Origin of the sequence: Chryseobacterium sp. BGARF1, from assembly GCF_001677955.1 — a bacterium.
In the GTDB taxonomy this organism is placed as follows: Bacteria; Bacteroidota; Bacteroidia; order Flavobacteriales; family Weeksellaceae; genus Chryseobacterium.
Window position 1 is genome coordinate 26,256 of sequence record NZ_LELA01000079.1, and the last position, 11,765, is coordinate 38,020.

Annotated in this window: 9 protein-coding genes; 4 read left to right on the forward strand and 5 right to left on the reverse strand. The window is 32.1% G+C overall.

Going from position 1 to position 11,765, the window contains the following annotated elements; translation table 11 throughout:
- Positions 1-3 precede the first annotated feature (3 nt).
- A complete protein-coding gene (locus AB671_RS14590) occupies positions 4-738 on the reverse strand; it encodes a prolipoprotein diacylglyceryl transferase (protein ID WP_066675945.1) in 735 nt (244 codons plus the stop codon).
- A 228-nt stretch (positions 739-966) separates the two neighbouring features.
- Here AB671_RS14590 and AB671_RS14595 point away from each other — a divergent pair, with 228 nt between their 5' ends.
- Together AB671_RS14595 and AB671_RS14600 are read left to right on the forward strand one after the other, a co-directional pair.
- Positions 967-2,007: a GMP reductase gene (locus tag AB671_RS14595; RefSeq protein WP_066675948.1), complete on the forward strand. Its 1,041-nt coding sequence runs from the start codon at positions 967-969 to the stop codon at positions 2,005-2,007.
- A 618-nt stretch (positions 2,008-2,625) separates the two neighbouring features.
- Positions 2,626-4,122 (forward strand): tetratricopeptide repeat protein, encoded by a 1,497-nt coding sequence (locus AB671_RS14600; protein WP_066675950.1) that lies wholly within the window; start codon positions 2,626-2,628, stop codon positions 4,120-4,122.
- A gap of 60 nt (positions 4,123-4,182) precedes the next feature.
- On the opposite strand, the gene fabG is transcribed toward AB671_RS14600, so the two are convergent.
- From fabG to AB671_RS14620, 4 genes are all read right to left on the reverse strand, one after another.
- Complete coding sequence (gene fabG, locus AB671_RS14605) at positions 4,183-4,926, reverse strand: 3-oxoacyl-[acyl-carrier-protein] reductase (RefSeq protein WP_066675951.1); 744 nt, start codon at positions 4,924-4,926, stop codon at positions 4,183-4,185.
- A gap of 107 nt (positions 4,927-5,033) precedes the next feature.
- Positions 5,034-6,506 carry a WG repeat-containing protein gene (locus AB671_RS14610; protein WP_066675952.1) on the reverse strand — a complete coding sequence of 491 codons (1,473 nt, stop codon included), beginning with the start codon at positions 6,504-6,506 and terminating at the stop codon, positions 5,034-5,036.
- 5 nt (positions 6,507-6,511) lie between these two features.
- On the reverse strand, positions 6,512-7,189 hold the full coding sequence (gene rsmI / locus AB671_RS14615) for a 16S rRNA (cytidine(1402)-2'-O)-methyltransferase (protein WP_066675953.1): 678 nt from the start codon (positions 7,187-7,189) through the stop codon (positions 6,512-6,514).
- Between the two features lie 3 nt (positions 7,190-7,192).
- The gene (locus AB671_RS14620) at positions 7,193-8,617 is read right to left on the reverse strand and encodes a hypothetical protein (RefSeq protein ID WP_066675954.1); all 1,425 of its coding nucleotides are present in this window, start codon (positions 8,615-8,617) and stop codon (positions 7,193-7,195) included.
- Between the two features lie 60 nt (positions 8,618-8,677).
- On the opposite strand from AB671_RS14620, the gene AB671_RS14625 reads away from it, so the two are divergent.
- Positions 8,678-9,268: a thymidine kinase gene (locus tag AB671_RS14625; protein ID WP_066675956.1), complete on the forward strand. Its 591-nt coding sequence runs from the start codon at positions 8,678-8,680 to the stop codon at positions 9,266-9,268.
- Between the two features lie 49 nt (positions 9,269-9,317).
- Positions 9,318-11,765 (forward strand): bifunctional UDP-N-acetylmuramoyl-tripeptide:D-alanyl-D-alanine ligase/alanine racemase, encoded by a 2,448-nt coding sequence (locus tag AB671_RS14630; protein WP_066675958.1) that lies wholly within the window; start codon positions 9,318-9,320, stop codon positions 11,763-11,765.

Consider the following 11,765-nt stretch of genomic DNA (forward strand, 5'->3'; position numbering starts at 1 on the left):
GTTTTAATATTTTGATGTTTTGATCTTATAAATGTAATAAATAATCACAGAAAGACATACCAATTGAATGGTTCCCAAATTTCCGATGATATCAATTTTAGGTTTGATAAAATCTAAAAAGAATCTGAAACTAAAGTAACTCAGCATAAACAGCTGAAAAACAAAACCTGAAGGATATTTATTTTTTTTCTGAATCATTGTTAAAACAATCCACAAAACAATAAGAAAAGCGATTTCATACAACGCAACAGGATGCCTTAAATATTCATCACCAAGATGCATTCCGAAAATAGAATCTGTCGGTAATCCGTAAGTTTCTTCATGAATTCCTGTGAGAAAACAGCCTATCCGCCCGATAATCATTGCTAAAATCAAAGGATAAACGATCAAATCTCCGGTGCTTTCTTTATGACCTACTATTTTTTTTGCCAGTTCTACTCCGATAAGCCCGAAAGCCAATCCGCCAACAATGGTATTATTTGTCCAGAATCGTTTTAAATTGAAATCATTAAAAAAAACATAGGGATTTTCTAGATTTCCAATGAGTTTTGAACCAATCAAAGCTCCTGCTGTAGCACCGATAAGAACTGCTGCAGAAGTATTGAAAGACAATTTTTCTTTTGATTTTCGTTTCAAATAAAAATAAAAACGCATGCCGAGAAATATTCCCAAAGTTTCAAACACAGGATGTGCAAGAATCGTTTTACCAAAAATCTGAAATGTAACAGGAAAATCCATTGACTCAAAAGTAAGATATTTCAAAATATGATGATGCAATTCTTTTTTTCAAAAATTTATTCTCTCACAGATTACGCTTATTTTAAAGGATGATTACATCAAAAATTTTGTACTACTCTGTGGAATCTGTGAAAAAATTAAAACTCTCATAAATAAACCATAAAATCATTTATTTTAAGCTTTTCTATCAATCTTTTCCCTAATTTTATTTAAAATAATTTCCAAATTATGCGAATAGAAAATGATATAAAGCTTGGTTTTAAAGATGTGATGTTCAGACCAAAACGTTCTACCTTAAAATCACGCTCAGAAGTAGATTTAAACAGAGAGTTTACCTTTCTTCACACCAAAAAAAAATGGAAAGGTACACCGATCATTGCAGCCAATATGGATACGGTGGGAACTTTTGAAATGGCTCTTGAACTTTCCAAAGAAAATATTATTACAGCCATTCATAAACATTACACCATTGAAGAATGGAGCCAATTTCTCAATAATCAACCCGAAAGTATTTATCAATATATCGCTTTAAGCACAGGAACCGGAAAAGCAGATGAAGAAAAGTTAAAAACGATTCTCGAAAACCACCCAAAAATTGAGTTTCTCTGTATTGATGTTGCCAATGGTTATTCTGAGCATTTTGTAGAATTTGTGAAGAGAGCAAGAGCTAATTTTCCCGATAAAATTATTATTGCGGGCAATGTGGTAACCGGAGAAATGGTAGAAGAGCTTCTTTTAGCAGGTGCAGACATTATCAAAGTGGGTATTGGCCCCGGTTCTGTGTGTACAACTAGGGTAAAAACGGGTGTTGGTTATCCGCAGTTATCTGCAATTATTGAAAGTTCTGATGCCGCTCATGGTTTGAAGGGTCACATTATTGCCGATGGAGGCTGCAAAGTTCCAGGCGATGTAGCCAAAGCTTTTGGCGGCGGAGCAGATTTTGTAATGCTCGGTGGAATGTTTGCAGGTCATGATGAAAGTGGTGGCGAAATGGTGGAAGAAAACGGTAAAAAATTCAAACTATTTTACGGAATGAGCTCAAAGACAGCAATGGATAAACATTCAGGCGGTGTTGCAGAATACAGAGCTTCGGAAGGCAAAACGGTGAAAGTTCCATACAAAGGCGCAGTCATAGAAACGGTGAAAGATATTTTGGGCGGAGTACGCTCTACCTGTACTTACGTGGGTGCTTCTACCCTGAAAGAACTTTCTAAAAGAACGACTTTTATAAGAGTACAGGAGCAGGAAAATCAAGTTTATAATGAATAATTATTATCTAAATTTTTGGAAAATAAAATAAAAATATCAATATAAAACTTATTCTAAAACCCTATAAATAAAAGATTTATTTAAATAGAGGGCAAATTGAGGGGTAGATATTTTGCTCTTTTTCCTAGTTTTTCTTCTATTTGTACCGTTCAAAAAAAACTAGAATCCGAATGATGGAGGAAAATTAATCTCCGGAGATTTTTAAACCTATTGAGTTTAAAATCTTCGGGGATTTTTTATTTATTAAACCTAATTTTATAATAAAATATGACTCCTTTCCTACTCCTCGTTTATCAAAAATTCAATAGTTTTTGAGATTACAATAAATAATTTATTATGCATCGGTTTTAATTTATAACAAATTTCAAAACCATATATCTTATGATGTATTTAATGCAAACAGCAAACTTCTCTTATTTTTAAGTAAAAAAGGAGAATTATATTTTATTAATTTATTGAAATTAAGCTGGCTGGCACCTTTTATTTTTCAATAAATCACTTTATAATGGCACAATAGTTGTGCAAAAAATATTTCGTCAAAAAAAGACAGAAACACCCATGGATAGGGCATTTTGTTCATTTTTAGATTTAATAAATTAATAATACCAAATTATTTAAATGGGTTACTTCCATTCTTTCAAATATCTATTTAGTTTTATTCTTTTGAGCAATTGTTTTTATGCTCAAAGCCAGCCTGATGTTGATTTTTTGGTGAAACAAATCAACACCATCCATTTGTCCGGACAATCTGACCAAGTTTTGGAAGCTACACAGAAACTTATTAAATTATCTCATATTTCAAAAAATGATAAGGGTTTATCGTATGGCAATTATTTTTTAGCATCCTATCATTACGATCATGCCAATTTCAAACAAAGTATTGATTATGCAAAGAAAGCACAACAATATTCTTCCTATTTAGAGCGTGATCAAACCCATGCAGCTAATATTTCGTCATTATTAGCCGGAAACTATCTACTTCTCGAGCTCTATACCCTATCTTTTAAGAATTACAGAAAATCGCTTGAAATCTTAAAAAACAAGGCAAACAAAACAACTTCAGATGCTCTTATAGAATGTAGTGTTTATTCTCATATGAGTTACATCTATGATAATATAAATAAGCCGGATTCTACTCTTTATTATTTGCAGAAAGAAGCTAAAATTCTTAAAAAAATCGACTTAAAATATGCTTATATTCAAAAAGGGTGTTCGTCTTTAGGATTTGGAAATTATTATTTGAATAAAAATAATACAGATTCTGCCCAATATTATTATAACAAATCATTAAATCATTTTAAAAATAAGATACATCCTTGCAAAATAGAATCTCTAATTGGCCTCGGAAATCTATATACTTTTCAAAAAAACTATCCCAAAGCTCAAGCTTTCTATGATTTGGCTTTAAAGAGTTTTAATCAGCATCATTTCCCTGATATTCTGAGCGAATTATACAAAAAAATTGCAGAGTTGAAAGTCTCCCAAGGAGCTATTACAGAAGCAAAATATTATCAAGATCTTTACCTTAACATTCAGAAGAAACTTGATGACAAAATGAAGAAGGAAAGAGATTTTGCACTAAATGAGGTAATGAAAGAAGAAAAAATAAAGAACAATCTTGAAGTAAAAAAAACTCAGAGAACGACTTTTATTATTATTTCTTTATTGGTTTTAATGACTGTATTTATTATTATTTATCTTCTTAAAAAAACGAAATCTAAGAATCTGGAATCTATTGAAATTACAAAAAAACTGATTAAAGAAAAAGAAATTACAGAACAGGAAACGCATAAACTGAAACTACAGGTAAATGAAGCCTTTGAAGAGATTATACAACTTGCAAAAGATAATAGCCCTTCATTTTACACAAGATTTCAGGAGGTTTATCCCAAATTTCAGTCTAAAATGCTTCTGCTTAATGAAAATCTGAAACCGAGTGAACTCACCTTTGCAGCCTATGTCTATCTTGGTTTTACAACAAAAGAAATTGCAGATTATACTTTTAAAGCAATAAAAACAATAGAAAATAATCGTTATAATTTTAGAAAAAAGATTAATCTTTCTCCGGAAAAAGACTTTCAGGTATGGCTTAGAAATTACATCGATACAGAATAACAAAAAAATCCCTTTCATAAAAATTATGAAAGGGATTATATATTTTAGAATAAAATTTTCTTACGTCAACATTCCGCCGTCAACGTTTAAAACCTGACCGGAAATATAAGAAGACATCTCGCTACCAAAGAAAACGCAAGCATTCGCTACATCTTCTGGTTGTCCTCCTCTTTTCAAAGGAATTCCTTCTCTCCATCCCTGAACTGTTTTTTCGTCTAAAGCAGCTGTCATTTCAGTTTCAATAAATCCTGGAGCGATTGCGTTGCAACGGATGTTTCTTGAACCTAACTCCAAAGCAATAGATTTTGTAAATCCGATAACTCCAGCTTTAGAAGCAGCATAATTTGCCTGTCCTGCATTTCCTTTTACACCCACAACAGAAGTCATATTGATGATAGAGCCCGATTTAGCCTTCATCATTGGCTTAATTACAGCCTTCGTAAGGTTGAATACAGAATCTAAATTTACTTTGATAATCGTATCCCAATCGTCTTTTGACATTCTCATCAAAAGATTGTCTTTGGTAATTCCTGCATTGTTTACCAAAATATCAATTTTACCAAACTCAGCCATTACATCATCTACCAATTTTTGTGCAGCATCGTAATCTGATGCATCAGACTGATAACCTTTAATCTGAGTAACAGAACTTAAAGCAGTTTCCAATTCTTTCGCTTTTTCTACAGAACCGGCATATGTAAATGCTACTTTTGCACCTTGTTGAGCAAAAATTTCAGCAATTCCTTTTCCGATTCCTCTTGTAGCTCCGGTAATTAGCGCTACTTTTCCTTCTAATAGTTTCATATAATGATTATTTATTTAAAAAATCTAAATAACTTGAGTGGTTTAAAATTATTCAGTTTGCAAATATATATATTTTGTTTTTGCGAGTTTTAAATCAAATTGATATTCTAAAACATCAATTTGTCTTCTGAAGAACTAAAATTAAGCACTTCTGATTCTTTATCTTTGGTAAGCGTAAGCTTTTTGTTGTCTGCAGAATATTTATCGTAAATTACCTCTTTAAGAGGTTCATTCTTAAGATTGGTGACCCCAAATTTATCTCCTTTCTGTACCACAACTTCATTTCCTGAAACAAAACTTATAATATCATCGTAGATAAAAGGAACAATCTCTTTTCCTTCTTCATCAAGCATTCCGTAAAGGTTTTCTTTATTTTTACAGATGATCGCAGGATAAAATTGAAACGGTTTTATAGAAACAATATCTTTAATGGGCGTATAAGATTTATCTTGTGGTGAAAACTTATAATAAACGTCGTCTTTTTTAACGATTACATTATTAAAGAAGATTTTTTCAATCTGAAATCCTTCATCCAAAACACTTTCAAAGTTTTTATCTAAAAGTCTTTCTTCGCCATCCGTGCTTACAAAAACATAATCTTCATTCTTTATTTTAAAACCTTCTACTACATCATATTCTTTAGGCAAAATAATTTCTCCACTAATTTTAACAACCGCAATTTTAGGATTTTTAGAGTCTTTGAGCGTTTTAAAAATACCATTAAACAAATGATTTACATAATGATATTCGGTAGGGAAAACCGTTCTTTCTGCTTTAGAAAAAACGCTTACTTTGTTGTCTTTAATAAGGTAAATATAATTCCTGCCTACAAAGGCCTGTTCGTAGATATTTTCTGCCAAAACCTTCTCATTTTCATCTACAATTCCATACTTATTTTTAGCAATGTTTTTCGTGATTAAAAATGGATAACCATTAATGTCTTCGATATAATGATTTGAAAATTGACTCACCGTTTTACCATCGATATCAATCACATCTCCTGTTTTTGTTCCGGTTTGTAAGTAAACTTTTCCCTTATAAAACTTCAAGTTTTCCTTAAATTCTCTATCAGAAACTTGTTGACCGTCAAAATTATAAATAAACCAAAGTTTATCTTTTTTAACAAAAAATCTGCTGTCGTTTGCGAATTCTATTTTATCCTGATCCTGAATAATTTGTTTTCCATTGTAATCATAAACACCATCTTTTCCATCTTTTGATATAATCAAACGGTCTTTATTTTCCCAGGTTTTATATTTAAACTTGTCTAATGGGATTAACTGATTTCCTTTTCCGTCAATTAAAGCCATTTTCCCGTTCGATTCTCCCTCTTTTACTTTCAAAATAAATCGATCTTTCGAAAGACGAAGAATTTCACTTTTATAAGGATATGTAAAAGAAATAGTTCCTAGAGAATCTATTATAGAGATACTTCCGGTATCAGAATCGTTAATGATTCCGTAACCGTTGGTATAAAAGCGTACTTCTTTCCCAACTTGTTTAGACAATAATATCTCTTTGTACTGATTGGTCTGTGCTGAAAAAATGCCTGAAAAAAGAATGAAAACTATTTTTTTCACTGAAATTACTTTAAAGAATTATTAACGATTAAAACAATTTCACCTTTTAAAGTTTTGCTTTTAGAAAATTCAATTAATTCATTGATTGTCCCTCTTTTAGTCTCTTCAAATTTTTTCGAGATTTCACGGCTTAAACTCGCTCTGGTCTCTTCACCAAAAAATTCTTTGATTTGTTCTAAAGTCGTATTTATTTTATGTGGACTTTCGTATAAAACGATTGTTCTTTTCTCTTCAGCAAGCTGTTTTAGCTTCGTTTGTCTTCCTTTTTTCGGTGGAAGAAATCCAGCAAAAAGAAATTCATTATTGGGCAAACCCGAGACCACCAAAGCCGGAATTAATGCCGTTGCACCAGGAAGGCAAATCATTTGAATATTATGATCCGTCCCTGCTTTCGCCAATAAATAACCGGGATCTGAAATTCCGGGGGTTCCTGCATCGGTAATAATGGCAATGTTTTGACCGTTTTTAAGGTCTGCAATTACTTTTTCAGTGGCTTGATGCTCATTATGAAGATGATAAGACCTTAAAGGTTTTGAAATCTCATAATGCTTCAATAAAACTCCCGAAGTTCGGGTATCTTCACACAAAATATAATCTACTTCTTTCAGCGTATTAATCGCTCTGAAAGTCATGTCTTCAAGATTTCCGACCGGTGTCGGAACAAAATATAAAATACCGCTCAAAATTTATAAAAATTTATTTTCTACCAATACCCAAAGTCTTTGGGCATATTCATCTACTTTATCCCATTTTCTGTCATAATACAGCTCGCTGAGAAACTCTTTTGCCTCTTCTAAGTCTTTACATTTGTTAAGCTCAGAAATCGACAAATTCAAATCTGTCTGGCTTCCGTTAAAAAGAACCTTTGTAAAAGCAATTCTGTCATTCAAATCAAGTTTGAACTCTGGTCTTTGCTTTTCTGCTTCCATAAATTGAGTCGGAATATTTGTTTTTATTAAACTTCCGGTATCTTCTTTTACAACAGGGATTTCAACTTTTTCATGTGGAGTTTCTCTTTCCAAAGGATCATCATCAAATAAGGTTTGAATTGATTTTAAGCCTCTTATACTAGCAAGCTTTATTTTCTGTTTCTGATGATAGTCATCCAGATCTTCAAAACTTTCGTCAGATCTCGGAACTTCGGTTACTTTATCAGATTGAGGTTTATCAATATCTACAATCTTTCTTCTGTCAGGATCTTCCGTTTTAAACTCAGTTTTTTCTTCATCAGAAATTTCAGAGTCTTTTTTAATTTCACTTAAAATAGATTCTACATTAGAGTTCTCAGTGATGATCTCATCATTTTCATGATCAAAGGTTGAAACATATTCTGTTTCTTCAATCAACATTTCACCTTCGTTGCTTTCTGTTTCAAAACCTTCGGTATTTATTTGATCTTCTAAAGATCCTTTCTCAGAATTAGCGTTTTCTTCTTCAATAATTTCATTGAGCTGATTGCTGAAAACAACTTCTTCCTCTGTAACCGAGTCATTAAAAATATCTTCATTAAAATCATCATCACTTTCTGGCTGAGAATCTTCCAGAATTCGGTCTTCATCTACAAAACTCAAAACATGGTCAGGATTTTCTGATTCTTCATCAATTTCATTTAATTGATTATTAAAAATCGCTTCCTCTTCTAATTCTAAATGATCCGAAATCTCATCTGAAACAAAATTTTCATTAGCTTCAGGATGATTTTCTTCGGCAAGGTTGACGATATTCTCGTAGAAATCATTTTCAATAATTTCATTGAGCTGATTATTAAAAATAGCTTCCTCTTCCTCCACTTGATACTTAGTTTCGGATTCAGAAAAAGAATCTTTTCCTATTTCGTTCAGTTCATTATTAAAAATTGCTTCTTCTTCGGTCACCAAATAACTTGAAACCGAAGAATCATCATTCCTATAATCCGAAAAATTCAAATTTTCACGTTGATAATCTCCCAGATTTTTATCCAACAACTTCAAAAAAGCAATTTTTTCCACAAGATCATTCAAGAGATCATGTTTAGAAATCAGTTCGTCAACATTGTTTATTCTGTCCAAAATATCAATGATATTCTTGGATTCAAAAAAAATCTTATCCTTTAAATCTTGAATGTTCTGCATTGTAGATTCTTATTAAAATTGCTTACTTTTGATGTTAAAATATTACGGCTAATTTAACAAATGTTTTTAGAAAATACAATTAATCATTCCAAACAAAGTGGTTGGATGGAAGTTATTTGTGGCTCAATGTTTTCCGGAAAAACCGAAGAGTTGATCCGAAGACTGAGGAGGGCAGAAATGGCGGGGCAAAATGTGGAGATTTTTAAACCTAAAACCGATACGAGATATTCTGATGAAGATGTCGTTTCGCACAACAAAAACAAGATCCGCAGTACTGCGGTAGAAAATCCTGATGAAATTATTTTATTGGGGTCAAATTGTGATGTCGTGGGAATTGATGAAGCACAGTTTTTTGACGAAAGTATCGTTGATGTAGCCAATCATTTGGCAAATAATGGAATTCGCGTGGTCATAGCTGGTTTGGATATGGATTTTCTGGGACGACCTTTCGGCCCTATGCCCTATTTGATGGCGACTGCAGAATATGTAACAAAAGTACACGCGATTTGCAGAAGAACAGGAAATCTGGCTAATTATTCTATGAGAACTTCTGAAGGAAAAGATTTGGTAGAACTTGGAGAAACAGAAGCTTATGATGCGGTAAGCCGAAGAGTTTTTGTAGATGAAGTTTTGAATAAAGAAAATAATTAAATTAGCATACAAGCCAAGGAAGGCAAAAAAATAAAGCAGAAAGGCACCAATGAATTACACAGTAAATCAAATTGCAAATATCACCAATGCAAATGTTATTGGAGACGGAAGTTTAATGATTAAAAACATTGCTTTTGATAGCCGAATTATTTATTCAACAAAAAATACGGCGTTTATTGCCATCAATACTTCAAAAAATTCTGGAGAAAAATTTATAGAATCAGCTATCGACAGAGGAATTACGATTGTTATTTCTGAACATCATTTTCAGCAGTTTGAAAATATCACGTGGATCATTATCGAAAATTCGGTAGAATTTCTTCAAAAATTATCCAAATATCATTTTGAAAATTCTCATTTAAGATCAATAGGAATTACAGGAAGCAACGGAAAAACTATTTTAAAAGAATGGTTATATCAATGTCTCTGGAACGAATTTCCAACGGTAAAAAGCCCCAAAAGTTTTAATTCTCAAATCGGTCTTCCTCTTTCTTTGCTACAGATAAATGAGGCTCACAAACTGGGAATTTTTGAAGTAGGAATTTCCAAACCCAATGAAATGGAAAAACTGGAAGGTATCTTCCAGCCACAAATTGGTTTATTAACGCATATCGGAACTGCACACCTGGCGAATTTTAGATCTGAGGAAGAGCTGGTTGATGAAAAAATAAAGCTTTTCAAAGATTCTGAAGTGATCATTTATAACGGAGATAATATATTGGTCCATAAAAAGATAAACGATCTATATTCAAGTAAAAAATTAATTTCTTACGGATTTAAAAATACGAATGAAGTTTACTTTAAAAATAATATTTCTAAAGACGAAATTGTCATTGTAAAATATTTTGACGAAGAAATATCCTTCCCCGTTCATCAAAAAGATGAAGCGACTTTAACGAATGCTTTGGCACTTGTAACGGTTTTAAAAGAATTGGATATTAAAAATGAAAAGATCATCGAAAAGATCAACGCTTTAAAGGCAGTTGAAATGAGATTGGAAGCCATTGAAGGACAAAAAAACAATATCGTCATCAATGATTCTTTTAATCTTGATCTGGACTCTCTTAAGACTGCTCTTCAGTTTTTAAACGAATATAAAAAGTCTAAAAGATCATTGGTCTTAACAGATATTGTCGGAGTTAATTCAAATTCGAAAGAGCTGTACGAAGAAGTTTCAGAGTTGGTAAACGAGCAGAACTTTGATTCTGTTTTCTTAATCGGTGACGAAATATCTAAATTCAATGCTTTATTTAAAGCTAAAACTCATACTTTCATTCATACTCAAGAATTAATTGACAGTAAATATCTTACAGAAATTGAAAATCAAATTATTTTGCTGAAAGGAGCAAGAAAGTTTGAAATTGAAAAACTAAAAGATTTGCTTGAACTAAGAAAGCATGATACGGTTTTAGAGATTAATCTTAATGCACTTCTTCATAATATTAACTATCATAAATCTTTGCTTAAACCCGCCACAAAGATGATGGCAATGGTAAAAGCAAATTCTTATGGATTAGGAAGCTATGAAATCTCAGAATTCCTTCAGCATCACCACATCGATTATTTAGGAGTTGCCTTCGTAGATGAAGGTGTCGAATTACGTAAAAAAGGAATTACTGTTCCTATTATTGTAATGAACCCTGAGCAACACAGCTACGAAACGGTAATTGAATATAATTTGGAGCCTGAAATATACAGTTTACGAGTTTTGGAATTATTTTATCAGGTAGTTCAGAAATCAGGATACGATAAAAAATATCCTATCCATATCAAATTAGAAACCGGAATGCATAGACTTGGTTTTAAAGATTTTGAATTGGATCAGTTAAGTGAAATTCTAAGTGATAAAAATTTAAAAGTTCAAAGTATTTTCAGTCATCTTTCGTCTGCAGATATACCAGCTGAGAAAGAATTTACTTTAAATCAGCTAAAAACATTTGAAAAGAATTCTTCTTATTTAATAGAAAAACTGGGCTACTCTCCTATCCGACATATTTTAAACTCCTCAGGAATTACAAGCTATACCGATTATCAATATGACATGGTAAGAATTGGGATCGGGATGCTCGGAGAATCACCAAATAAAGAAGTGCAAAAACAATTGCATTCTGTAGTAAGCTTTAAAACCGTGATCTCACAAATTTCTTTAGTCGAAGATGGAGAATCTGTAGGTTACAGCAGAAGATTTAAAGCAGATCATCCGACTAAAATTGCCACTATTCCTGTAGGCTATGCAGACGGAATACCAAGATCTATTGGAAACCAAATTGGAAATGTAGGTATCAATAAAACCTTTGCGCCTATTGTCGGAAGTATTTGCATGGATATGATGATGATTAATATCGACCATATTCCCAATGTAAAAGAAGGTGATACGGTAACTGTTTTTAATGCAAAACCTAGCCTTAAAGAATTTGCAGAATATTGCAAAACCATAACTTATGAAGTATTAACCTCCATTTCACCACGTGTAAAACGGATTTATGTAAAAGATTAA

What these genes read in the sequence shown, in the direction of transcription:
- AB671_RS14590 (WP_066675945.1), bottom strand. Translation starts at nt 738, where the DNA reads ATGGATTTTCCTGTTACATTTCAGATTTTTGGTAAAACGATTCTTGCA.
- AB671_RS14595 (WP_066675948.1), top strand. Translation starts at nt 967, where the DNA reads ATGCGAATAGAAAATGATATAAAGCTTGGTTTTAAAGATGTGATGTTC.
- AB671_RS14600 (WP_066675950.1), top strand. Translation starts at nt 2,626, where the DNA reads ATGGGTTACTTCCATTCTTTCAAATATCTATTTAGTTTTATTCTTTTG.
- fabG (WP_066675951.1), bottom strand. Translation starts at nt 4,926, where the DNA reads ATGAAACTATTAGAAGGAAAAGTAGCGCTAATTACCGGAGCTACAAGA.
- AB671_RS14620 (WP_066675954.1), bottom strand. Translation starts at nt 8,617, where the DNA reads ATGCAGAACATTCAAGATTTAAAGGATAAGATTTTTTTTGAATCCAAG.
- AB671_RS14625 (WP_066675956.1), top strand. Translation starts at nt 8,678, where the DNA reads ATGTTTTTAGAAAATACAATTAATCATTCCAAACAAAGTGGTTGGATG.
- AB671_RS14630 (WP_066675958.1), top strand. Translation starts at nt 9,318, where the DNA reads ATGAATTACACAGTAAATCAAATTGCAAATATCACCAATGCAAATGTT.